Here is a 22,589-nt window from a genome sequence, read left to right as displayed (position 1 = left end):
TTCGGGCGCGCTGCAGAAGCGCAGTAGTGTAGACTTCCGACGTGATGTCGCCGTTGCCAACCGCTGCTGCAGCGGCTGCGAGCCCAAGCGAGGTGAGATTTGTGATGTCTCGCGATGCAAACTGGCGTGCAGTGGCGATCATGTCTTCCATGAAATCCTCGCAAAGAAGGTGTTTGGTGGCATTCCCGCTTCCGCTAAACAGACCGCTCAGCTCAATGCCATTACGGTTATAATATCAAATTACGATCGTGCTTCAATGGTGATTTTCCGTGGAAGGCGGACCCGCCGGACACATGTACGTGAGGGCCCAGGTGCCGAATGATGGAAGGATACTTCAACAGTTCGAAGAACGACCGTCCGGGAGCAAAGAGTTCTGGACACGTCCTTCATTTGGTCGGGCAATCTGGCCGGCGCGATTGCAGACCCTACGTCACAGCGACGGTGAGCGGCGTTCGTCGGCCGAGCACGATTGGTTTCGGCGGGGATTGCCGGTTGGTTGATGTCCGCTTCTGCCCGCAAGCGCCGAACAAGGACCGGGCCAGGAGTGTTGCGTTCGGCCAGACTCCCGTGATTCAAACTCCCAAACTAGGGTCTCGAATCATGCGCTACGAACTCGCCGACTATGAATGGACTGCTATCAAGCCGATGCTCCCGAACAAAACCGCGCGGCGATGCGCTTTGATCGAGGTGGAGTCGATCGACAAAGCCACTCGGTCCTTGCCGCAGCGGGCGAGCGCTTCAAAGATCGCCTGCCAATGTCCGCGCTTAGCCCAGCGATTGAACCGATTGTAGATCGTCGTGTAAGGGCCATAGTCGGACGGGCAATCGCGCCAGCGTGCGCCGCACTGGAGCATGTGAATGATACCGCTGATAATGCGTCGATCGTCTTCGCGCGCCGGGCCGGTCTGGTTCGTTGGCAGATGCGGCTCTATCTCAGCCCACTGCTTGTCGTTGAGCCAGAACAGTCCTTTGCGCATCGAAGTCCCCCGTGCCGAATCAACTTGGCACGAGGGAATCAGAACTCGCTAATTAGGTACAGACCCTACATTACGCTGCCGATCCAACCGGGGGCCCTGTTCCGCTGCCGCAAACCGAGCTTTATACCCTGACGGCACGCACCCTTCGCAGGGCGGACAAAGCAATATGGAGGCAAATTACTTTCGACCTCTTTCCTCTCTTGATCCATCGTAGAATTCGTCCTGTTCGCTAGACCGGCAGGATGTAAGATTATGTCCGGGCGGCGCTGGGCGAACGGGCTCAAGTGTGCTGGTGGAACTTTATAGCCCCTTGATCTTTGCGTTAGGCGCCGAAGTGAATAGGCAGACGATGCTCCGCTGGCTTAGCTCAGATCGTCGAAAGATCAAAAGCGATCGAAAGCAGCTTGAACGCAGGGCTCGCCGCCTGCTGCAGAGTTACCTGACGGCCAATGAGTGGCAAAAGCGCCAATACTATCAGGCAATCGCCGGCGCGGCTTCTGCATGTCAGCCTGGTATTGATGATCCGAGCTTAAGTAACGAGAAGCTTGCTGAATTAACCGCTCAGGCCGCGACAAAAGTCGTCCAAGTACGTAATCGGAAAGCAAAAGATGCGCACGATCATTCAGCTGTACTGATCACGGATGCATACGCAACGGTTGCAATCGCCTATCGACGAGCGGCTTCAGCCTACACTGCTGACAAGGAAATGGAGCAGCTGGGCACCGCCGCAGTACACCTGGTCACGATAGCGAATTCATTTATGAATGCTGAATAGGACCGACAACGACAGAAATGTGACTGCGGCTTCGGCAAACCAGCCTCGCTTCTCGCTCAGGCGTATACCTTGCGCAAACCCTTTCTCCTAAGCTGCCCGTAAGACGTTATTTGTACCGTCGTCACCAACAAGAAAAGGCGGGCGGCATGTCGATTGCATTTCGAATTTTTGTTCTCCTGTTCTGTGCTTACGCCGGTTGGGAGACCGCGAGCATCCAATTCGGCGATTTGCGAGAGCCTCAGCAGCAAGGGCGTTCTCCAACCGGATAAGCAAGGAATGAACAAAACAACCCTTCACCTGGAACGTCCGCAACCAAGCCAAGTTCGGCGTGCTGACCTCGCGCCGGCTATCGGTTATGCGATGCTCGTCGATGGTCGTTTCAAGACCGAATTTCTTGATCAGGACGCCGCGACTAACGCGGCCCTTGAATTGTCGGCCAAGTATCCGAAGCTGAAGATCGAGATCTACGATGCAGCATCGAAGTCACGAACGCCGGCGAAATAGCCGCTGCGCCGCAGCATGCGTGATAACCATGTCTTCTGTTTTAATCTACCTTTAGCTTTTTGCTATCAATCGAGGTCTCAAGGTCGTCGCCAAACGGAGGCGGCCTGTGCCTTTGATGAAGTATTTCGGATTCGTCGGCAGCGCTCTCGTCCTGTTGCTGATCGCTATCGGCTGGTGCTTGCCGCAGCAGGCGATGGGCCCCGGTAACAGCGACGTAGAGCGACCGTCCATCAAGATCAGCTCAGCCGAGAGGGCGCCTGAACGGGTCATAATCGATACCAGCTTGCCGACCATTGTGGCTCCGTCGAACATCAGTCCTTCTACATCAATGACGTCGGTGCAATCTGCTCGGCCTCTGCAGAGCGCATTCACCGAACTTGACGTCGCCCGGAAGCCGGTCACTCCGAAATCAGGCGGCGAGGTCTTGAAGCCGAAGCATACGGCAAAAGGCGAATCCGCGAAAAAAGTCTCTCACCGTCGAGCAGCGAAACCGTTGAATATTATTCCCGCACCCGCAACGGGAGCGCAAGCTGCGGCGCCTGATACGAGAATGTCGTTACTGGAAACACTCAAGGAGCGGCTAGGGCAGACGTTTTTCAAGCTGAACTGATGACGGTGTCCAACGATAGGAGCCGACGAGCGCCATTCACGCCGGAGGCGCACTCGGCTCGATTGGACCGACCCAATAAATAGTCTCTGAAGATGGCATCCGACGGCGGCAAATCGGCCTCCTGCGTCACCGGGGCGGCTGGAGCAAGCCCGCACAAAACGGCTTTAGTCCGAAAGTCGAATAGCGCCACGTCATCGGGCTCGCGGAAGCAGCAAAACCCCGCCCGCGTAAGCCCGCTTATTTGGAAGGGCGCCCTGTCGTAGAGCGGCTGAGATAGACGTCGCGATGGGCGATCGGCGGGCACATAGACGGCGAGGGACGCATTGCGCTTACTGCGATACTACGATTCGTGGAAAGACGGCCCGGGTCGGGCGCTTGGGTTTAGGGCGGTGGCCGCTTTAGGTCGTCGGCAAGCCGTTGCGGATTCAGCAGAATGCGCTAGGCCGGTTCTCCGTCCTGCTCACAATGGTGAGACCGTTTACGCGGGCAGCCCTGCCTAAGGCAGCCTCTGACCGCAGGAACAGTGGAGGGAAGGTAACCTCGGCCGCAGGTCTCGGCCTGAGGTCGCTTTTTGCGAGCCGCAACCGTCGACCCTGATTCACATAGTGAAATGCAGATGCGGGTCAGAATGCGGCAACGTCCACGTGCCGCGACCTTGACGCTGGCAGGTTTCTCCGACCTGCTCCCTCCCAGGCGCCGCCGGCTCTTGAAGTTGCGCCCGACGGACGGCGCCCGCCCCTCCGGACTGTGGTTGAGCCGTCCCGGACCTGGCGATGGATCTCTCCATCGCAGGCGCGCCCTGCGCAAGTATCATGGCACTGGGCCACATCCGGCCAATCCCTCGGCCGTCTTGATTGCCGCCGGCGTCTCTCCGAAATCGTACCGGCCCGCAAAGGCCGCACCGGGCTGGTGGATCTCGTCCCGCTCGCGCTCGGGCATTGTCAGCTCCTCAATCGTTCTCAGTCCACGCGTGCGACATTGACGAAGCGAGCGCTTGTCCGTCGTGCCAGGCGGAATACACAGTCGGGCTAGTGAGGCGCACAACTAAAAATATCTCGGCGCTTACGAAAATAGGAACGAGGTCTGCACTTTCACATTCCTTCCGAAGTGCAATCGGGAGCCTCAGCATGGCAACGCAGATCGTCATGGATCACAGCGGCGACAGCCGCTACTTCTTCGACAACTCCAGCGGTGATGCTCTGGCGGAGGCGGAGAGACGTTTTCTGGAATTCACCGGGAAAGGATACACTGCAGCGGTGCGGAGTAGCCCGGAGGAGGTAACCAGGATCACCACGTTTGATCCGACCGCCGAAGAGACATTGTTTTTTCCGCGGCTCGTCGGTGGGTGATGGCCAGGTGAAGAGGAACTTAGCTCGAGTCAGCCGGTGGCCCCTTCGTAGCCTCTGTATTGGCAAGCTCTATGAAGCATCCAAGGACGAGAAAACGATTCACGCTCGTGCGCTACGCCTCCTTCGTTCTTGGCTTTCACCTCAGCAGAGGGCGGACTTTGACAGGAAGGGATATTTCGACGTCGTGGGATGCGACACTGGGAAGCGGTACCGAATCCGACGCGGCACGTCCGCCAACGTCAACGAGATAGACGAATACGGGCGGCTCGGAACGGGGCGCTGCTTCGTCCCGTTAGGTGGCTTGGCTCAGGGCGACGTCATGCTTGCCCAGAAAATAGCTCTCGAAACCGACGAGAACCGCGCGTTGGGCATCGCCAACAGCTTCCCGGGACCGCTAGGGTTGCGCCTCCCCAGGCGTTGCCCCGCAGAGGCTAGGAGCTCGGGGGTACGCCTGTCCCCGGGGCTAGAATTCGAGCCACGGTGCTTCTCATGCGGCGACGCCGCCGCGGTCTCGCTGATTGCAACCACAACATTGGTGGTTGACGAGTGTTGGATCATCTCGCGTACCACCGATGGCATCCATTGCCTTATTGATTCGGAGTGTAGCCCTGACCGATTGGCTCTTGAAATCGGCAATACGGGAAAGATCTTCGTCGTGTGTCGAGTATGCCGCCATCAGGCCTGATCGATAGCCGAAGACTGAGGCGTTCGAACGGGAGCTATCTTGTCTCAAAGAATGCAGTTCTGCACCTCGTTTGCTTGAACGCAGCCCTGATGAAAAGGGCCGAAGAGCCGAAGGGCTGCGGGAGGGCTAGAACAGTCCGCCGCCTTCGGATTGCTCCCTCGAGTGACGCTGCCCGGACGCGCGGGAAAGCTCGACACAAAGGTGGCGCGACGTGAAAGCCTTCAGGCTCGATGGAATTTCACCGCCCGCTGTTTCAGAGAAACTCTGGCCGCGAAGCCTGCCTGCAGCCACGCCATGGCCTGCGTGTGCCCCGCTTTGCGCGAACTCTCATTTTCTCACCAGGCACTGAACTTGTAAGCTGACGGCGGTAACGGCCTCCCGAGAATTTCCTCGATGTCCGAGAACGTGAGCCGAATAGTTTGCTCCCTTGTGCGCCCCAGCTCCTCTGTAGCGGATCGTAAACCCTCGTCGCAACATCGAGGGTGAGTCGCCTCATTTTATGGAGGGGACATACAGTCTAGCGGACATCGGGCAGTGCCTGGCTTGGTCCAAACGATCTAAGTGCTCGACGAGACCGCCTTCAACAGGAGTGCCCTATTTGTCGCCTGCCGCGTTCGTTCAAACCGGCTCTGTCGCCAATGGTCAATCGGGCATTCCACCCATCGGTAAAACGCCATCGAAACAACGAGCGATAAGGCCAGCGATCCGTACGCGCTCGCAACGGTTTCCGGCAATGTGATCCACCCAACCAGGAAGTGGCAGATGTAAAGCGGGTAGGACAGCTCGCCGAGATATCGGTCCCACGCGATGTTTCTGGTAAGTTCGAACAGACGGGGTATGCCAATGATGACGGCCCCCAAAATTGTCAACGACATCAGTCGTGAAGTGCCATTCCACTCGCTGCAGGCCAGGCCGGCGAGCAAAGGGATAATCAGCAGGAGCCGTCCGGCATTGGCGCGCTTGCGTTCCGCTTCGCCTCGCGACGCAGACGCGTAGTAGCCAAGCGAGCCAGCCAGGAACAGAGCCAACTCGGACGGAAAAAACCGACAAGTCCATGGATCTCTGCCGAAATCGAAACCCCAAAGCAGTGTCAATCTCAAAAGAATGCTCGCGACAATTGCTGCCCCGACAACCAAGGGGCCCCGTCGCACGATAAATGGCGCGACTAAGTAGAAATAAATTTCTAGCGCGAGCGTCCAAGCCTGGGGAACCGGTGAAAATTTAAAGAGGATGGTGGGTGTATCGGCCGCATGGAGAGAAAAACGCAGAGCGTCATGATCCGCGAACAGGAAGAAGTAGCTTTCCTGTCCGACGACGAAAATCTGTGAGACAAGGAAATAGGCGATACTAATGAAATCTAGGGACGCAATCGGCCACCAATTCCTGGCGACTCCAAAAGATGCGACCAACACCATAAGGTAAGTCGGCCAAAGCCTGAGCACGCGATTTGAAATGAACAGCCAATATGAGCCAGGCGGGTACTTCTCATTGAGGACCAGCGCCATATAGAATCCAGAAACGACGAAAAAGCATTGGACTGCAACATCGCTGGTGGGCATTTCAAGGGGGATCTTGAAATGGCTCAATGCAACGGCGAGTGCTAGGAATAATCTGAGGCTGCCCACTCAACGGATTTTAGTCGGGCAACGTTAAGGCTTCGTCAAGGCTGTGACGAGAGGACTGCCCGAGGAGATGGAGGAGCAAAGTTCGGACCAGAGCGACAACCTTGCGGGAATGGTCGTTGGGTTACCTCCCTTGGCTGCTCTTTTTATTCGTAAGGGCGTACTCCGGCGAGGGTGACAGATCTTATGAGTGCACGTCCTTGTTCGAAATCTTTGCAAATCTCTGAAACTCTTCAAAGTCCGCAGTTTGTCCGTCGCGGATCTCGAACGAAAGGTTGATCCTTCCTCCGACACTTGATGCGCGCGCTCCTGCGGTTTGGCCTCATAGTTTGCGGCCGGCTCATGGCCGAATCTTCTGCATTTGCCGCGGGAACGATCTCCGGCATCTCAATGATGCAGCAGCTTGACGAGTTCGCAAAGCCGCTTGGAGGTGGAAAGCTCTTCCTTATTCAAGCTGGCACCACATCCGCCCCTCAGAACTGCTACCAAGACACGGCTCTCACCCTAGCCTGGCCGAAGCCGATCACGCTTGATGCCGCCGGCCGCGTGCCGCAGCTCTTCTGCGTTGACGGCAACATCAAAATCCGCTCACGGGGACGGCCCTAAAAAAATTGACACCCGAGCTACAAAAGACTTTTTCAACAGAATCGGTCAAAAGGCGAAGAACTGGACGTGAGCAAATCTAGTCCGCCATGCCTCGCTGAGCAGACCTCAATATGGCGCGCCACGACTTCGCTGATGGGCCACAAGTGGACTTCAATCTGCTTGACCTCTGCCAAGACAAATCGCTCTGTCGCTTGCAGGGCGTGGATTACTATCCGGCCGCGTGAGATGGCGAGGTGTTCCATCGCGCAAACAAAACGCCCCAGCGAAGCTGTCGAAGGCAAGCGAGGCAGAGAACGACACCCGCGCCAGCGATGACATCAATGAAATAATGACCGCCGACAGTAGGTGTTGCAGCAAGCATCACCATGTTCAAGACAAAGTATAGCGGGAAAAGCATCTTCACGCCTCGACTGGCGTATATAAGTATTATGGCCAGCGCAGCGTGGAACGAAGGAAATGTGATCAGGCCATTCACGTGCGTCAACGAAATGCGTGTCATCTCGCCGCTTCGGAGTGCATTAAAATCGATCAAATGGTACGCGTCGACGCGTTCGACGACGCCGAAGTATACCCATGCGCTCGCTGCCGGCAGTATCCACGAGATCGGAAGAATCACGAGGAGGGATGTTACGAACAGCCAAACAAACTCTCGCATCCTTTCAAATCGCCCGCACGCACTCAACCACACCAACAAGATGGCGACCTGCGGCATACAGCTGTGATACGCGACTGCGAGGACCGCTTTGATAATTGGTCTGACCTCAACCCACTCAAAGAAAGCCAGCCAATTCAGTTTCAGCAGGGTGTCGACACCGGCCAGCTGGGAATCGACCAACGGAAACTTTGCCGTGATGGTTAGATAACTCAGGATCGCGCCCACGACCGTAAAGGCAATGATCTGAGCCAAAGCCGTGGCAAGCTCAGCGATACGCCGATCCGGCCTCAACCTCGTGTAAACAAACGAGAGAAGAGCGGCAGCGCAGAACGCAATTGCTTGCGTCGGATCGATGGCCATCGTCATCCCAGCGGCGCGAAGCCATATGAGGTCGACGGCTGCAACAATTGCAATTGCGATCCATAAGCGCAGAATTTCGCTGCCTCGATAAGCATTCAAAACGGCAAAGACAAAGCCTCCCTTTCGCATCACTCAGTCCATCCATCGCATCGTTTGGGATCCCTGACCCCTCTTAGATTGTCGATACCTGAGGCTCATCTAATGCTTTCTTAATTCGGCTTGTACATGTTCAGGGTGTGCGCCTCGGTAGGTTCCGCGCTGCTCATCAAATTTTACTACGCCTGTTCGCATTGAATCATCGGCTGGCCGTAGGCCCGGCGGGGCTCACGTAGGTACGAGTCACCGTGGCCCTGGAACGGCTGCTGGCGGCAGGTCGGCTGTGGGCCATGTGCGGCATCAGCGGTATGTCGACTGAGGAGTCGCCGGACAAGCATGCCGCTCGCCCGGTGACCACGGTCATGGCTGCGCAACAGGACAAGGGCTGAAGGGAAAGCTGGCGCCGATCAGACTGCTCGAGGGAACGCGTTCCGGAGCATACATCAGCACGACGACGTCTGATCGCTACGTAGCGCCGCTGCCGCTATACTGAGCGAGACTTGTGTATTTGGCTTTGTATAGACCCGACGAAGCCGAAGAAAAGGCGCTTCCACGTAAGTGAAACTGATGACCCCGATCGGAATCATCAGGGTGAAACAGGCGAATGACCACGCGAGCGCAACGTAGAAGTTAGAGATGTCCATGAAGTGGCGTTGAACGAATTCCGCTAGTTGGAACACGAAGAACGTATGCAGCAGGTAGATCGAATAGCTATATTCGCCGATCTTCGAGAACGCCCATGAAATGCCAGCGCTTCCCAGCTTGAAGCTCGTGTCATAGTAGGCAATAAGCGATGAGTAGGTGACGGCTTCGGCGGTAGGGAGGATTATCCACAGCGGATTGCGCTCTGTTCCGTAGAAGCCTCCGGCAAGGTCGAAATTCCAGAACCCAATAGTGAACGCTGTGAGTATCCCGACGGCGGAAAAATGCCTTCCGGTGAAAATGTGACGATAGCTGAACGCGGTGATGCCCAAAGCGAACTGGTCTATGCGGCCAATGATCGTGTAGTACGCGAAGTATTCGATTTCCCCGAGCATCAGGAAGATGATGGAGCGCAGGGCCATCGCTGCCGCCACGAAGACGACTGGCGCCCACTTGTGGCGCCTGCTCATGTAGATCAGGAGGGGTAACGCGATGTAGAAATGCATTTCGACCGTGATGGACCATCCGCCATTCGGCCAAGCGGGGACGACGAATCCGCTGACCATATTGGCGACGTATACACCTAGGCTCTCGCCCACCGCATACCTGCTGATCCCAACTAGGATGAGGACGAGGACTAGGAGGGGTGCGAGCCGGATGAAACGGTTCCAGAAAAATGCAAGGTAGTTTATCGATTTTCCGTCAAGCAATTTCGCGAAAAGATATCCGCTAAGCACCATGAACAGCGCCACTCCCGTGTGACCTTCATCAAATAGGGCCAGCGGAAACACAGCTGGGGCGCCCTCGAACGTCCCAGGATAACCACCAGTGGCATGCGTGAAGTGCCAAGCGAACACCATGAGCACCGCCACTGCCCGAACGTGGTCAAGCCCGATGAAGTGCAAGCCGGATGATGACCTCAATTGTGACCCTCAACTATCGAAACGTGCGGAAACCCAAGTGGCTTTGCGTCTTAGAGATAGATGAGCAAAGTAACTAACGTTTAAGGCCAGGTTCTCACGAAAGCTGCTTCGGTTCTCGAAATCGGTCAACTGTAGGTCTAACCCGTTACTCGGCTCCTAAAAATGTCCGCAATCAGTCAAAAGCGCCGGTCCGGCGCTCCATTGTAAACTTCCGGTCTGCCCTCTAAACCGACATGCCGCGGCTCCACGTCAACGGTAGCGAAGGGCTAAAAGCTGCCCTTGCGCACCATTCCGCGATTGGGCCGCTATGGGCCATGCGCGCAAATTCAGCCGGCCCGTGTTGGCGCGAAACGCCTGATTGACACTCGGCTATATCTCGGCGAAACTTCGCGCCGGTTGATACGACCAGCTGGTTGCACCCTTACGGGAACGGTAAAAGTATCGGGCCGCCCTTCATGGCTTCCCTTGATCGGAGCATCCGGGTCAGAAACGCACCACCTGACATACCGGGTTCGCTCTACTCAAAGGAAGAAGTCACGCGCGATTTTCGCGATGCAAAGGCTATGGCGCATACGCTGCGCAGTTCTCTTTCCGCAAGAGCTGTCAATATCAGTCATAGCGAGAGCCTTGAGCTGGTTTCTAAGATGTTTGGCGTTGCGGATTGGAATACGCTGTCTGCCGAAATCGAGAGCGGTGGTCAAAAGCTGTTAGTGCGGTCGGACGCGCCGATGAATAGGGCCGTGAGACGCTTCTTTGCGATTCTATGCGCGACCTTGAGCCATTCCCCGGTGCGACTTATCCGGTGTTCGCCTGCCGCCCGAAACCCTTCATGCATTGAACCAAGCTTCTAGACAGCAGCGCGAAATTGTTATCGCAGTTCAGAAGACTTCGTCGGTCGACGATCCAATCTTGGATGATATCCATCATATCGGCGTTCTCGCCGGTACCCACGCCAGTTCGCATCGGCGATAGGCAATGCCCGGTGGACGAGCACCAGGAAAAACTCCTTCAAAAGCAGCCCCTCCACGGAGCCCTCAATGAAAGCTTGGCTCCGACGTCAGATACGTCTTTCAAAGTGCAAGCGCGCTGCCACGTTCCGTCGATCGCCATCATGCTCGCCGGAATGGCCCGCTCGAACTCAACTCGCCGCGCTCCTCGCTTGTCCGGCGATCTCATCACGCGCCCTCCAGATCAGGCGTTGAGGGCACCAGCGACGGCATTTCCAGGCGCGAGGATACCAGCGAGGAGTCTGCGACCGAGCAGTCCCGGCCCTGTTCCTTTGCGTGGTACAAGGCGATGTCAGCGTCACGGGTGAGCGCCAACTCATCCGTGGTGGCGTCGCCCTTTTCGGCAACGCCCAGGCTTATAGTCACGTACTTTCGTGGCGAGCGCGGATGGTGGATCTGCAAACGAGCGACCAGCATCCGAATCGCGTCGGCCACCTTCACCGCCCTTTCTTCGTTCACGCCGGGCAGGATCACCGCGAATTCCTCGCCGCCATACCGCGCCGACAATCCTCCGGTGTTTGCGGTGGCGCTTCCGATCACCTCGGCAATGCGCTGGAGGCAACTCCCTGGCCTGGTGGCCCAGGGCGCCCTTGAACTGGTCCATGTCGATCAGCAGCACCGATTGAATGGCGTGCTTGACATAGGCCTCCCGCAGGAAGGTATCGAAGCTGCGCCGGTTCGCGAGCCTCCTCAGACCATCTGTGGTCGCGAGCTGCGCCAATGTGAGGTTGGCCAATGACAGCGCCAGAAGCGGACGGGACATGGAGGAAGTACTCTTGTTTCAAAATTACGCTAGGCAGGAGCGGACGACGTGCCCTCGCTTGAGGGCATTGCAACCAGCAGGCAAATTCGTCTTAAATGCCGGTGCATAGGGAAGCCCTGTGTGTTGTTGGCTCGCGACGCCGTCCTCATCCGCAACACGAACCCGGAAACTGCGAGAGGTCGATGCGGGCGATGATCGACCGCAGCAGCTTTCGAGCCGAACGATAGAGATGCCGGGCGAATCTCGGCGTCCTTGCCGCGGGCAGGCCAAAGCTTGTCGTATCGAGTCTTTTTGTATCGAGGCTTTCGATGGAGTGCGACACGTGCCTCTCCGAGATGGCGAGGCCTTTCTATCGTGGTCGGCTCGCGGCAGCCTTGATCTGCCGCAAGGGCCGGACTAATAGTCGCCGGGGTTCATGATCATCGGGCTTCGCGTATCGGCCGGGGCGAGCGCGCTGCTGGCGCTGTCGCGCAGGAAGCGGTCGAGTGTCGCCTGGATCTTCTCCTTGACCGCATCGGGACCGCGATCGCTCATCTCGGTATGCTGTGCGCCAGTGTGGATAATGTCGATGCCGCGCGCCTTGGCCTCTTCCGGCGTCGGCAGCACGCCGGGATCGGTTACAAAATGCGGATCCTTCGAGCGGAACGACAGGATCTTCATGTTGTCGCTAAGCACGAAAGGCACCCGCAGATTGTCGAGCGTGATCACTTTCGACACCAGCTCCGGGTGCTGATGGGCGACATACATCGAAACGTCGCCACCGTTGGAATGGCCGACGAGCGTGATGTGGTCGTAGTCGGCGTTCTCCTGCCGCCGCTTCAACTCGCCCAAGGTGAAGAGGATGTTGGCCTCGCAGCGGATATAGACCTCGCGCCGGCCGACATATTGCTGACCGGCCTTGGTCATCAGCGGCGGATCGCTCGGCAAATCCTGCTGGATGCTGGCGACGAGATAACCGCGTGCGGCGAGCACGTTGGCCAAGAAGGAATATTCGGTGGCCTTGACGGTATTGCCGTTGCTGATGATGGCGAGCGGGAGCTTCCAGAGCCCGAGATTGGCCTTGGTCTCGTAATCGCGCCGTACAGCGATTTCGACCGCAATCGGCCGCTGGCGGGCGGCGTCGAACAGGGTCAACACCTCATGGCGGATCGCGAACCGGCTGACGACGAAATACTGGCCGACGCCGAGGACGGAGAGAAACGCCAGAACTGCAAACACCTTTTTCATGGTTCCGTCTCAAATCACTTTTGACTGAACATGGTCGTTGGGAACTCCCGGATCGAGCGATCGTGAGCAGGTTACGGGATTAAATTTAGGCAAGACTATGAGCCTGGGCCCAAAAAGGGCCGCACCTCGAGGGCTACAGCGCGAAGGACAAGGGGTTTACAGACAACCGCCCTTGCCGCGTTCGGAGCAGAGCCGCAGCGCGCTTGACAGAGTAAACAGGAAGCGCGGGCTGCGGCGCTCGTTGTCGGGCGCCCGGTAGCTCAGGGGGACGGCCACGCCGAGATCGGCCTGGAAATCGTCCGGCAGGAAGAACCGTACGCCAGCTCCGGCGGAGGTCAGCGACAGGCCCTCGCTCAGGCGGTAACCGTGGTTCCAGACTGCGCCGGCGTCACCGAAGGCGTAGAGCTGATAGCCGGTCCAGTAGCGGAAATTGAGCTTCTGGTCGAAGCGCAGTTCGAGCGAGCCGGCAAGACCGTTGTCACCGCTGATCTCGGCTGTGCCATAGCCGCGCCCGAAGGCGGCGCCGCCGAGATAGAATTGCTGCGAGGTGAACAGCGGCCGTGACGCCGTCTGGCTCGCAGCCGAGAGCTTGAGCGACCAGACGTCGTTGAGCGTCTGGTAGCGCGTGAACCAGAGGTTCAGCACGGAGAAGTTCGATGACGCGCCGTCGCGCGACAACAGGTCGTCGTCGAAATGCGAGGCACCGAAGATGTCGAGCCCCTGGCGGTAGGTCAGCGTCGCGAAATTGGTGCCGCCGAAATGATCCTGGAGCCGGTAGTCGGCGGTCAGGCTCGCGGTCCTGATGTGGTCGTTGTACCAGGGGCCGTAAAGGTCATGCTCGGACACGTTGCTGAAGGTCGTCGCCGTGGTCAGGGTCAGCGAGGAGGATTGCGACTGCAATGGGACGATGCCGGCACGCAGCTCGAACGCCTCGGTCGTGGTGATGTCGCTGTCGAGGCGGCGGGCATCGCCCGGCCTAACCGCGCTATACAGCACGGACCCGCCGAGACGCACGCCGTCGACACCGACCGGTGCATCGTAGGACAGCCGTGCGAAGCCGAGCTGGCGGGGGTCATTGGCGATGGTCGACAGGTTGACCCCCAGCGTGTCGCCGGGCGTGAGATAGGAATTGAACGCGCCGGTCGCGTAGGTCTGCCACGGACCGACTGATGATGAGCCGAGATTGTCCAGACCGAATGAGGAGAAGACGTGCCATGTCTTCAAATAGACGATGAGGCGGAAGCGGCCGGTTGCACCGCCGATCTCCTCCAGTGCGGTATCGGTGATCCGGACGCCAGGTCTGCCGCCAATGAGAAAGAGCTGGCGTTCCAGCGTTGCTAGGCGCGACGGTTGCTCGGCCAGAACCGGCCCAAGCATCGGTCTAACGCCGAACTGCTCGGCGCCGTCGCCTTTCAGCTCTGCCTGCACGATGGCGCCTTCGATCACCTGGATCCGGAGCAGGCCGTCGGCAATGTCCTGCGGCGGCACGATCGCACGGCTCAAGTGAAAACCATCGGCGCGGTAGAGATCACTGATCGCGCCGGCGATCGCGGCGAGATCCGCCTGCGAAACCTTCTTGCCGACATAGGGCTGGTAGACCGCGGCGATGCGATCGCGGGAAATGGCCCGGGCTCCGCTGACCTCGATGCCGCGCAGCACGAACTGAGGCTTGGTATCGCCGCCGGTGTTGGGCTGGTCGACTGTCGGGAGCCTGACCGGCGGACGGTTCAGCGATTCCCGCTCGGTTTGGTTTTCAAAATATTTCTGAGGTTGGCGCGGATCGAACCCTGGCTGGTTCGCCTGCTGCGCGAAAGCCTGAGGAACTCCCGCGAAGATCGGCGCCAACAGCACCGCTGTGGTAACGAGATGCCGCTTCCCAACGCGCGCGACTCGCTTGTCCCCGTAGTTTGACGGAGATGCGCCCGTGAAGCGGTAAGGGTTCGTTAGCCACATGATTTTTCATAGTTTTTTATGGTCAACGAATGGTTAACGCGACCGCTCCGGTGGCCGCTTCCTGCTAATCCTATGTTGAGTGATTTCGGATACCCCTCAAGGCCGGCTGTAACGGGGACTGAGGATCGTCATGCTGAGCAAAATTGGAATGCGGTGCGCCTTGGCGGCTGCGCTGATCCTGGGAACGGCCTCCGTCGCATCCGCCGCGGACGAGGGCGTCTGGTCGGTCGGCAAGGCCAGCGGCGAGGTCTGGGTCGCCACCAGCGGCGCGCAGCAGGTTTCGCTGGACCAACAGGAGGCACTCAAGCCCGGCGATACCATTCGCACCGGACGAAATGGCCGCGTGCTGCTCGTCCGCGGCGAGGAAACGATCCTGATCTCTCCCAACTCGGTGGTGGGTTTACCGACCGAGAGCAAGGAAGGCCTTTCCACCACCATCATCCAGCAGGCAGGTTCGATCCTGCTCGAGGTCGAGAAGCGCAAGGTCAAGCATTTCGAGGTCGAGACGCCCTATCTCGCCGCTGTCGTCAAGGGAACGCAGTTCAGCGTTACCGTGAATGCGGGCAGCACCAAAGTCGGCGTGCTCCGCGGCCAGGTCGAGGTCTCCGACTTCAAGACGGGACAGATCGCCCAGCTCCTGCCGGGGCAGGCCGCCACCGTCTTCGAGCATGGCAAGCCCGGCCTTTCTCTCAGCGGCTCCGGGACCTTCAATCCGATCGAGCACGGCAAGCCGCGCGCCTCGAGCATCGAGCGCGTCCCGGTGCCGAAATCAGGCCTGTCGGCCCCGCGCAACGCAGCGAACGGCCATGCGATCCACGCGCTCGGTCCGATCGACAAGGGCGCCAAGGCGGCCGCCGCGCTCAAGCCATCGCAACAGGCGGCCGGAGCTCACGCGCCCAAGGGCGGTGCTGCGAAGGCTGATGCTGCAAAGCCCGGCGTCGTGCGCATCTCGAGTTCGCTGGGGGAGGTCAAGCTGAACGTCCACAAGGTCACGCACGGGCTCGCCCACGGCGGCGGTGCCCCCGAACAGGGGCGCAACGCGCACGCCAGCACCGAGACGGTCTGGGGCGACTCGAAAGCGGGCACAACGGCATCCAACGGCACCGCCCAGACTGCGGTGACCACGAGCAGCGGCGTGACGGCTGGCACCAGTTCGTCGGCTGCGAGCACGACAATAGCCGCCACCACGGCCGGTGCATCCAGCGACGGCTCTGGCGGCGGCAACGGAGACTCCGGTGGCAAGACCAAACCGGACAAGGGCAAATCCGGTAACGGCAATTCCGGCAGTGGGAATTCCGGCAATGGTAACGGCAACAACGGCGCCACCGGTAACGGCCGGGGTAACAACGGCAACGGCAATGGCGGCGGCAACGGCAGCAATGGTCACGGCAATGCCCTTGGCCACAACAAGCACTGAGGCGATGTCTTAGGGGATGAGGGGGCGCACCTGCGGAAGCGGGTGCGCAGGAGGATCGGGTGGGACGCTTTCGGCCGCATATTCTTGTCGTGACAGCGCTGGCGATCGTGCTGTCCACGGGGTGGCATGGTGCGCTTCGCAACGCGCTGACCGACCTGCGGTTCGCCTGGCAATCGCGTGCCGCGACCGGCAATGTCGTCGTGGTGGCCATCGACGCGCCCTCGATCGATCAGATCGGGGTGTGGCCCTGGCCGCGCCGGCTGCACGCGGAACTGTTGCACAGGTTAGAGGCCGCGGGGGCGCAGGACGTCGCTTTCGACGTCGATTTCAGCTCGCCATCCGATCCGGCCTCCGACGAGGCTTTCGTCAAAGCGCTGCGTGAGGCCGGGGGCTCGACCATCCTGCCGTCCTTCAAGCAGCCCGCGCCGAATGGCGGCGCAGCTCACATCAATCGCCCCCTGAAGCCGTTCGGCAACCAGTCGTGGCCGGCGCTGGTCAATGTCGCGATCGAATCCGACGGGCTCGTTCGCCGCTATCCGTTCGGCGAGAAGCTCGGCGAGGCCGTGATGCCGTCGATGGCCGTCGTGCTGGCCGGGCAGGACGCCAATCGGCGGCCGCCTTTCCTGATCGATTTCAGCATTCGGGCGAACTCGGTTCCGAGTGTCTCCTATGTCGACGTGCTCCGCGGCGAAACCGCCGCTCTGGACAAGCTGAGAGACAAGAAGATCATCATTGGAGCGACGGCGCTCGAACTCGGCGACCGCTTCAGCGTTCCGAATGGCCGCATCATCTCCGGACCCATCCTCCAGGCGCTGGCAGCGGAATCGATCCTCCAGAACCGGATGCTGCGCTGGACCTCCGATACCGGGATGATCCTGGGTCTCGCTGGGATCTGCCTGCTGATGGTGTATTCGTGGCGCCGCTTCGGACCGGGAATTCGCGCCGCAATCCTGATCTCGGCCGGGGCGGTTTTCGAGCTGCTGGCGGTCCTCGTGCAAGCAAGATGGCCCTTCATCATCGACACATCGTTGTTCCACATCGCGATTGTGGCTTATCTGACGGCGATCGCACTCGACGAAATCGATTTCCGCGGTCTCTTGGGGCGCATCGCCGAAAGCCGCTTTCATCGTATCGCGATGTCGCTCGGCGATGGCCTCGTTTGCACCGACGAAGGTCAGCTGATCACCGTGTGGAATCCCGGCGCCAGTGCGATCTTCGGCTATATGCCCGCCGAGATCATCGGCCGCCCGTTCGAAACGCTGTGCGCCGTGTCGGTGGACGGTGACGCGAGGCCGTCCATGCGCGACGCCGCGCGCCAGGCCCTCCTGGTCCCTGGCGGGGCGGTCGTCGTCGAGTTCGAAGGGCGGCGCAAGAACGGTGAAACTTTCCCGGTCGAGGCGAGCTTCTCGGGCTGGCAGGGAACGGACGGCTTCCAGTACGGAGCCATCCTGCGCGATATCTCGGTCCGCAAGCGTGAGGCCGAACGCGTCAGATATCTCGCCGAGTACGACGCGCTGACCGGTCTTGCCAACCGCAACACGCTGCATGCAGGGCTGGTCGGCATGATCGCGGATGCGGGGCAGCGCCCTTGCGAGGTCGCGCTGCTCGTGATCGGGCTCGACGGCTTTCAGAGCATCAATGACATGCTGGGTCATTCCGCCGGAGATCTCGTGCTGCAGGCGGTCGCTGGTCGCCTGAGAGCCGAGGCGTGCGGCGCTGTCGTTGCCCGGCTTGGCGGAGACGAATTCGCCATTGCGCGTAAAGGCGCCGATGGCGACCCGCCAATCGCAGAGTTCGCCGAGCGCATCGCGCGCGCCTTCGAAGCGCCGCTTGCGACCGGCACGCGGCAGCATCGCGTCAGAATCAGCATCGGCGTCGCCATCCATCCGGAAGGCGGGCACAACGCCGACGATCTCCTGAGCAATGCCCATCTCGCTCTGAGCAAGGCAAAGCTGACCCGGCGGGGCAGCCATGTGATCTTCGAGAGCGCGATCCGGGAGGAGCTGGAGAACCGGCTGACGCTGGAGAGTGAATTGGCGCTTGCCGCCGATCGCGGCGAGTTCGAGCTGTTCTACCAGCCCCAGGTTCGCCTGGTCGACGCCAGCCTGGTCGGGGCCGAAGCGCTGATCCGCTGGCGGCATCCCGTGCGCGGCTACGTTTCGCCAGGAGAGTTCATGCCGGTGGTCAATAGCTCGGCCCTGTCCGAGCGGATCGGAAACTGGGTGATGGAGAACGCCTGCCGGCAGGCACGCGCCTGGGAATTGTCCGGCGACAGAGTGCGCGTCGCGATCAATTTGTCGCCCTCGCAGTTGCAGTCCGGCGATCTGGCGCATTCGGTTGCGGGGATGCTCGAAGCGACGGGGCTCACACCGTCGCTGCTTGAGCTCGAGGTTACCGAGGACATCCTGCTTCATGATGAAGCGCGCGTGCTCGACATGTTCAAACGCATCCAGCAGCTCGGCGTCCGCGTCCTGTTCGACGATTTCGGCACCGGCTATGCAAGCCTGAGCTATTTGAAGAAGTTTCCGCTCGACGGGCTCAAGATCGACCGGTCGTTCGTGTTCGGTCTGCTCGCGGACTCCGACGATGCCGCGATCGTCGGGTCGACCATCGGCCTCAGCAAACAGCTCGGATTGACAGTCGTGGCCGAAGGCATCGAGAACCGCGCGACGGCCGATTTCCTGGTGAGCATGGGATGCGAGGAAGGTCAGGGTTATTTCTTCGGCCGTCCGATGCCGGCGGAAGCATTCGAGCGGCAATTCCTCGCAGCCGAGTGCGCCGCCGTCAGTGCCGCCTGAACACTTGAGCTTCGATGCAGGTTCCCGCGACATCGCTCAAGTCGCAGGACGGCCGCTGACGGAAAAACCGGAAAGCTGATCGATCTTCCGTATCTGGCCTATCGGCGAAGTGTCGGCCCCTCCCAAGAGGTCCGCTTATCAGGGCATGACGGACCAGAGTTGCTGACGTTGAGATCTTGGCATTGTGACCACAAGCGGTCGTCGCGATGACCAGGAGCTGTTCTTACCGACAGCGCACAGCATCCCCGAAGCGGATCTACTGCTACGAGGAGCGCTGATGACGAATCGGGGAGCGCGAGCTGGGCACCTGGATGATGCACTGATTTACGCGGAATAATTCGGAAGAGTCGCCGCAGACGTCGCGACGACTCTTCGTGGCCACAGCACATCAGGACGACTTGGCCCTTTCACGGGCTGCTTCGACTGCATCCATCCCGGTCTGCCTGATTCGATCCAGAGCCTCGCCGCCGGTATCGGAGACCTCTGCTAACAGCGTGTCGGAGTTTTCGCGCAACGCCTGCGAGACGGCACCAACACGGCTGTTCAGGTCGGCCTTCACAGCATCGCTGGTCTCTCCGACATACTCATTCTCAATGTCGGTGGTTCTAAATGCCCCTGCGACTGCGGCGCCAATGGCCAAGCCGACGACGCCAAGCACCAGCGGTTGCTTTTCGAGCACATCAGACAATGACGACTTTGCTTTTGAGACGGCTTCGCCGCCCGGAATCTGGTCGCGCACTTTAGCGAAGCCGTCCCGCGCCATCTCTAGGCCGTCCTCGAACTGAGCCCTCATCTTGTCCGCGGTTCCTGACAGAACGCCGGATGCAGCGTCCTTAGCTGACTGCAACGTGTCTTCGCCATCGAGGGACCCTATGTGATCCATTTCGGGCGCCGTGGGCGGCGCCGCAGTGCGCTGGATCGCCGATGCCGCAGTCCGCATCGTGCTCACCCCGCCATCGACCACACCGGACGCGGCGGCCGCCGTCGACCGAGCTGCGCCCTTGATCCTGTCGTCACCAGCCATAAGCCACAGCGCGCCGCCTCCAATTAGAACGGCGGCAAGGGGATTTTCCTTGGCCGCTGCGACCAGATTGTCGAAAAAGCCGGTTTGCGTGCTCCTCATCGGACCATTCCCTTCACGGTGTCCTTGTCCTTTTCCAGCTGCCGGATGGTCTCCCGCGGCGCAAGATTACGGGCGTCCATCCGATTGATGCCGACCGCAAACAGCACGCCCGCAATGGCGCCAGCGAGGATCGCGGATGTCAGGTAGGAAAGCGGTTGCGACCATCCCGCGGAGATCAACGCCGCCGACAATGCGAACAGCGCCATCACAATGGCGGGGGTCACCAGAAGGGCGCCACCGGCAATGAAGCCTGCTGCTCCCGTTATCTTCTGCACTCTGTCGCTGAGTTCAGCCTTGGCCAAGTCGATTTCGTTCTGGAACAGCTTGGCGAACTGCCCCATCGCGTCCGCTACAAGCGTGGAGATGGTCCGAAGATCGTTCTGGCTTGTCTTGATATCGTGCTGAATGGTCATGATACGCTGCCGCCTTTGAAGGACGTCGTTCGCTGCGGATTGTTGCCGGATACCGATGAGCCCTGCATGGAAGCCTGCCCGGCTCCCGTGGAAGACGTGCTTCCGCGCCACGTGTCGCCCTGCGTCGACGACGTTCCACTACTCATCCCAGGTCGCGATGAAGGCGAGTCACCGCCGGAGGCCTTCAGGAAACGGACGGCGGCGAAACCGGCGAGCACCGAAACGCCAAGGAAAGCGGCAGGCTGACGCTTTGCGAAATCGGTTGCGCCATCGAGGAGATCGCGGAAGCTGCCGTTGCGGATCTTCTCGGCGGTATCTTCAACATAGTCCGCGGCGGAGTTGATGCCGCGGGCGGCAAAAGGCACATCGCTCTCGAAGGCGCGAGCCGCTTCCCGAACATTGCCGGCAAGTCGCTCAATGAACTCGGCTCCAGTCCGCTGCTGCTCGCGTGCCTGGCCGCGAATCTGGTCCATGGTCCCCGAAGCGAGGTCCTTGGCCGCATCCCCGGCTTCCTTGAACTTGTCCTGGGCGATGTCAGCGGTTGCCCGGAAGGCCTCGTCGGCCCGCTGCTTCACAGTCGCTCCAGCCTCCGCCATTTGGTCCTTCAGGTTCTTCGGAGAACCCGCGTTCCGATCTTCATTTGAATTCGTGCCTCTGCTCAGGTCTAGATCGCTCATGGTGTGTTCCTTCAGGTATTGGAATTGCGGGAGGGATTGAAAGCGGCTCCGACGACGTCGTCGGCGGCTGTCTTGAGCGAGTCAGCGAGGTTCTGAGTCATGCGGCTGGCATGCTCACCGAGGCCGGCCTCGGCGACTCTGCTTGTTGCCGCGTCGGCTGCCGACATTGCGGCATCTTTGGCGGCGTCAAATCCGGACTGAGCGGCCTCGGCGGCGGCCCGCTTCACGCCGTCGCTCGCCTGGCTCATGGCCTTGGCTTCAACCTTGGTTTCCGGAAGAGCGGCTGCGATAATGGCTCCGATCGCCACCCCAAGACCGGCGATTAGCGCGGCATTATCGCTAATGATCGCGCGAGCTTGTTCGGGCGCCCTTCCGGCAGCGTCCTTAGCTGCGGAGGCACTGTCCTTCGCCGCATCCACCCCGCTCTTGAGCTTTTCGCCAATCGTCTCGGCGGCCTGGGAGGCCCGTGCGCGTAAATCCGCCGCGAGACCGGCAGTCGAATCTTGCGCCTCGTCGGCCATGCTCGCGGCCTGATTGCGGGCGGAAGATAGTTGATCCCTGAGATCGCCTTGCATGGCGCGCGCTCGATCCGCCATGTCCTCGAAAACCTCGTTCGCCTTGTCCATCGCAGGGCCGGAAACCTCGGCGGCGCGGTCTCGCACGGTTTTCGAGGTGAGCGCCAAGCCGGCACCGATCATCAAAAGCGGCAAGGGGACACCACGCGCCAAGCGTAGGAGTGGAACCACCACGGCGGTCCCGGCGGCCACGCTCCACATCGGGTTGTCCATAACTTGCTGTTTCAGTCCGTCCACCCAGCTCTTTGTCGTGTGGGTGACATAGTCGGATACTTCCGACTTGATGTGCTGCGGCGACACCTTATGGCGGATGTCCTCGGCCGTCTCCGAGACCTGCTCTTTCAGCCGATCGACCGTAGCGGCCAACTCAGCGCGACTTCGCTCGGACTCACGCCTCAATTCTTCCACGGACCGCGTCATCACATCCCTCTCTCGCTTTTCGGATTTCTTGTATTCAAACTCACGGTTTTTTGAATTGTTCCTATGAGCCGCTTCGCAGTGGATTCGATCCACAGAGCGCACCTGGGATGGGCGAGAGCGCGACCTGATCTTCGTCAAAGTCGAGACCGCAATACAACTCAGGAGCCATTAGCGGCAGCTGCGATAGGAGTAGATATCAGCCAACGGGCGCAGGTGGCCTTATGGTCTACCCCACGTGCGGCCCGGGGCGTCGACCGTCGTCCGTGGTGTGCACCGCTACTGCAAGCCCTTCTTGTCATAAGCAGCAATTCTGGTGCCGAAGAGGATCGAAAGAGCCGGAGCTGTGATTGAGGACCCAACTGGCTGAGCGCCAGGAACGAACCAGCTGAACGACAGCCGATCTCCGGTCAGG

At 59.8% G+C, this 22,589-nt stretch carries 19 protein-coding genes and 3 pseudogenes; 10 read left to right on the top strand and 12 right to left on the bottom strand.

Going from position 1 to position 22,589, the window contains the following annotated elements:
• Positions 1-668: 668 nt before the first annotated feature.
• Positions 669-977, bottom strand: a pseudogene (locus IVB42_RS01955) (IS5 family transposase); the annotation flags it as partial.
• 286 nt (positions 978-1,263) lie between these two features.
• Between IVB42_RS01955 and IVB42_RS01950 the strand changes: the two are divergent.
• The 5 genes and pseudogenes from IVB42_RS01950 to IVB42_RS01930 form a co-directional block, all read left to right on the top strand.
• Entirely contained in the window at positions 1,264-1,752 is a 489-nt protein-coding gene (locus tag IVB42_RS01950) for a hypothetical protein (RefSeq protein ID WP_018460212.1), read from the top strand.
• Positions 1,753-2,028: 276 nt separating this feature from the next.
• Positions 2,029-2,256: a hypothetical protein gene (locus IVB42_RS01945; protein ID WP_026233969.1), complete on the top strand. Its 228-nt coding sequence runs from the start codon at positions 2,029-2,031 to the stop codon at positions 2,254-2,256.
• 106 nt (positions 2,257-2,362) lie between these two features.
• Positions 2,363-2,866, top strand: a complete 504-nt coding sequence (locus IVB42_RS01940) for a hypothetical protein (RefSeq protein ID WP_247384029.1) — start codon at positions 2,363-2,365, stop codon at positions 2,864-2,866.
• Between the two features lie 1,127 nt (positions 2,867-3,993).
• Complete coding sequence (locus IVB42_RS01935) at positions 3,994-4,215, top strand: hypothetical protein (protein ID WP_018460208.1); 222 nt, start codon at positions 3,994-3,996, stop codon at positions 4,213-4,215.
• Positions 4,216-4,273: 58 nt separating this feature from the next.
• Positions 4,274-4,603 (top strand): annotated as a pseudogene (locus tag IVB42_RS01930) (hypothetical protein); the annotation flags it as partial.
• A gap of 854 nt (positions 4,604-5,457) precedes the next feature.
• On the opposite strand, the gene IVB42_RS01925 reads toward IVB42_RS01930, so the two are convergent.
• Positions 5,458-6,525 (bottom strand): acyltransferase, encoded by a 1,068-nt coding sequence (locus IVB42_RS01925; protein WP_346659074.1) that lies wholly within the window; start codon positions 6,523-6,525, stop codon positions 5,458-5,460.
• Positions 6,526-6,819: 294 nt separating this feature from the next.
• Between IVB42_RS01925 and IVB42_RS01920 the strand changes: the two genes are divergently transcribed.
• Positions 6,820-7,128 carry a hypothetical protein gene (locus IVB42_RS01920; RefSeq protein WP_018460205.1) on the top strand — a complete coding sequence of 103 codons (309 nt, stop codon included), beginning with the start codon at positions 6,820-6,822 and terminating at the stop codon, positions 7,126-7,128.
• A 208-nt stretch (positions 7,129-7,336) separates the two neighbouring features.
• Here IVB42_RS01920 and IVB42_RS01915 read toward each other — a convergent pair whose 3' ends face one another.
• Positions 7,337-8,272, bottom strand: coding sequence for a phosphatase PAP2 family protein (locus tag IVB42_RS01915; RefSeq protein WP_247296969.1), 936 nt, complete (start codon positions 8,270-8,272; stop codon positions 7,337-7,339).
• 215 nt (positions 8,273-8,487) lie between these two features.
• On the opposite strand from IVB42_RS01915, the gene IVB42_RS01910 reads away from it, so the two are divergent.
• Positions 8,488-8,628, top strand: a complete 141-nt coding sequence (locus IVB42_RS01910; RefSeq protein ID WP_157642927.1) for a hypothetical protein — start codon at positions 8,488-8,490, stop codon at positions 8,626-8,628.
• A gap of 54 nt (positions 8,629-8,682) precedes the next feature.
• Here the strand turns inward: IVB42_RS01910 and IVB42_RS01905 are convergent, their stop codons facing one another.
• A complete protein-coding gene (locus IVB42_RS01905) occupies positions 8,683-9,786 on the bottom strand; it encodes an acyltransferase (RefSeq protein WP_018454889.1) in 1,104 nt (367 codons plus the stop codon).
• A gap of 473 nt (positions 9,787-10,259) precedes the next feature.
• Here IVB42_RS01905 and IVB42_RS01900 point away from each other — a divergent pair, with 473 nt between their 5' ends.
• Entirely contained in the window at positions 10,260-10,655 is a 396-nt protein-coding gene (locus tag IVB42_RS01900; RefSeq protein WP_345946479.1) for a glyoxalase superfamily protein, read from the top strand.
• 72 nt (positions 10,656-10,727) lie between these two features.
• On the opposite strand, the pseudogene IVB42_RS01895 reads toward IVB42_RS01900, so the two are convergent.
• From IVB42_RS01895 to IVB42_RS01880, 4 genes and pseudogenes are all read right to left on the bottom strand, one after another.
• Positions 10,728-10,980: pseudogene (locus IVB42_RS01895) on the bottom strand (PilZ domain-containing protein).
• Positions 10,980-11,351: a GGDEF domain-containing protein gene (locus IVB42_RS01890; protein WP_245288402.1), complete on the bottom strand. Its 372-nt coding sequence runs from the start codon at positions 11,349-11,351 to the stop codon at positions 10,980-10,982. The pseudogene IVB42_RS01895 and the gene IVB42_RS01890 overlap by 1 nt, the downstream one beginning before the upstream one ends.
• A gap of 619 nt (positions 11,352-11,970) precedes the next feature.
• Entirely contained in the window at positions 11,971-12,801 is an 831-nt protein-coding gene (locus IVB42_RS01885; protein ID WP_018454885.1) for an alpha/beta fold hydrolase, read from the bottom strand.
• Between the two features lie 156 nt (positions 12,802-12,957).
• Positions 12,958-14,754, bottom strand: coding sequence for a POTRA domain-containing protein (locus IVB42_RS01880; RefSeq protein WP_247384034.1), 1,797 nt, complete (start codon positions 14,752-14,754; stop codon positions 12,958-12,960).
• A gap of 130 nt (positions 14,755-14,884) precedes the next feature.
• On the opposite strand from IVB42_RS01880, the gene IVB42_RS01875 reads away from it, so the two are divergent.
• Together IVB42_RS01875 and IVB42_RS01870 are read left to right on the top strand one after the other, a co-directional pair.
• Positions 14,885-16,171: a FecR family protein gene (locus IVB42_RS01875; RefSeq protein WP_247398500.1), complete on the top strand. Its 1,287-nt coding sequence runs from the start codon at positions 14,885-14,887 to the stop codon at positions 16,169-16,171.
• A 59-nt stretch (positions 16,172-16,230) separates the two neighbouring features.
• Complete coding sequence (locus tag IVB42_RS01870; protein ID WP_247398497.1) at positions 16,231-18,969, top strand: EAL domain-containing protein; 2,739 nt, start codon at positions 16,231-16,233, stop codon at positions 18,967-18,969.
• A 388-nt stretch (positions 18,970-19,357) separates the two neighbouring features.
• Here the strand turns inward: IVB42_RS01870 and IVB42_RS01865 are convergent, their stop codons facing one another.
• From IVB42_RS01865 to IVB42_RS01850, 4 genes are all read right to left on the bottom strand, one after another.
• The gene (locus IVB42_RS01865; RefSeq protein ID WP_018454881.1) at positions 19,358-20,092 is read right to left on the bottom strand and encodes a hypothetical protein; all 735 of its coding nucleotides are present in this window, start codon (positions 20,090-20,092) and stop codon (positions 19,358-19,360) included.
• On the bottom strand, positions 20,089-20,505 hold the full coding sequence (locus tag IVB42_RS01860; protein ID WP_018454880.1) for a phage holin family protein: 417 nt from the start codon (positions 20,503-20,505) through the stop codon (positions 20,089-20,091). Before IVB42_RS01860 ends, IVB42_RS01865 begins: the two co-directional genes overlap by 4 nt.
• The gene (locus IVB42_RS01855) at positions 20,502-21,101 is read right to left on the bottom strand and encodes a hypothetical protein (protein ID WP_247296978.1); all 600 of its coding nucleotides are present in this window, start codon (positions 21,099-21,101) and stop codon (positions 20,502-20,504) included. Before IVB42_RS01855 ends, IVB42_RS01860 begins: the two co-directional genes overlap by 4 nt.
• 92 nt (positions 21,102-21,193) lie before the next feature.
• On the bottom strand, positions 21,194-22,177 hold the full coding sequence (locus IVB42_RS01850) for a DUF3618 domain-containing protein (protein ID WP_018454878.1): 984 nt from the start codon (positions 22,175-22,177) through the stop codon (positions 21,194-21,196).
• Positions 22,178-22,589 lie beyond the last annotated feature (412 nt).

The organism is Bradyrhizobium sp. 45 (assembly GCF_023073155.1).
GTDB lineage: Bacteria > Pseudomonadota > Alphaproteobacteria > Rhizobiales > Xanthobacteraceae > Bradyrhizobium > Bradyrhizobium canariense_D.
This window is presented reverse-complemented; position numbering and strand designations above follow the sequence as displayed.

Excerpts from the sequence above, each read along its gene's own strand:
- IVB42_RS01945 (WP_026233969.1), top strand. The coding sequence starts at position 2,029 with ATGAACAAAACAACCCTTCACCTGGAACGTCCGCAACCAAGCCAAGTT.
- IVB42_RS01935 (WP_018460208.1), top strand. The coding sequence starts at position 3,994 with ATGGCAACGCAGATCGTCATGGATCACAGCGGCGACAGCCGCTACTTC.
- IVB42_RS01920 (WP_018460205.1), top strand. The coding sequence starts at position 6,820 with ATGCGCGCGCTCCTGCGGTTTGGCCTCATAGTTTGCGGCCGGCTCATG.
- IVB42_RS01915 (WP_247296969.1), bottom strand. The coding sequence starts at position 8,272 with ATGCGAAAGGGAGGCTTTGTCTTTGCCGTTTTGAATGCTTATCGAGGC.
- IVB42_RS01900 (WP_345946479.1), top strand. The coding sequence starts at position 10,260 with ATGGCTTCCCTTGATCGGAGCATCCGGGTCAGAAACGCACCACCTGAC.
- IVB42_RS01885 (WP_018454885.1), bottom strand. The coding sequence starts at position 12,801 with ATGAAAAAGGTGTTTGCAGTTCTGGCGTTTCTCTCCGTCCTCGGCGTC.
- IVB42_RS01880 (WP_247384034.1), bottom strand. The coding sequence starts at position 14,754 with ATGTGGCTAACGAACCCTTACCGCTTCACGGGCGCATCTCCGTCAAAC.
- IVB42_RS01875 (WP_247398500.1), top strand. The coding sequence starts at position 14,885 with ATGCTGAGCAAAATTGGAATGCGGTGCGCCTTGGCGGCTGCGCTGATC.
- IVB42_RS01865 (WP_018454881.1), bottom strand. The coding sequence starts at position 20,092 with ATGAGGAGCACGCAAACCGGCTTTTTCGACAATCTGGTCGCAGCGGCC.
- IVB42_RS01860 (WP_018454880.1), bottom strand. The coding sequence starts at position 20,505 with ATGACCATTCAGCACGATATCAAGACAAGCCAGAACGATCTTCGGACC.
- IVB42_RS01855 (WP_247296978.1), bottom strand. The coding sequence starts at position 21,101 with ATGGCGGAGGCTGGAGCGACTGTGAAGCAGCGGGCCGACGAGGCCTTC.
- IVB42_RS01850 (WP_018454878.1), bottom strand. The coding sequence starts at position 22,177 with ATGACGCGGTCCGTGGAAGAATTGAGGCGTGAGTCCGAGCGAAGTCGC.